The following is a 238-nucleotide window of genomic DNA, read 5'->3' on the forward strand; positions in this document are numbered from 1 at the left end:
AGCCGCCGCGTCTTGCGCCGCGCGTTCTGCGCAATCGTGGTGTCGATCGCGCGATACGACCCAAAGCTGCCACGAAGTGCGTCGGGGTTCGAGGTCAGGCCGTCGACGTAATACTTCACGACGCTGGCGGGTAGAGGCGTCCCCGCCGACTGTGCGTACTCTGCACCGAAATAGATGTCTTCGCGCCCCCGAACGAGGCGCTCATTTACGTCGCCGTCCAGCCGGTTGAATGCAATGT

Annotated in this window: 1 pseudogene; it reads right to left on the minus strand. The window is 63.0% G+C overall.

Annotated elements, in window-relative coordinates:
• Positions 1 to 238 (minus strand): annotated as a pseudogene (locus tag NMG80_RS38065) (alpha/beta fold hydrolase); the annotation flags it as partial.

Source organism: Mesorhizobium escarrei, from assembly GCF_935825525.1.
In the GTDB taxonomy this organism is placed as follows: domain Bacteria; phylum Pseudomonadota; class Alphaproteobacteria; order Rhizobiales; family Rhizobiaceae; genus Mesorhizobium; species Mesorhizobium escarrei.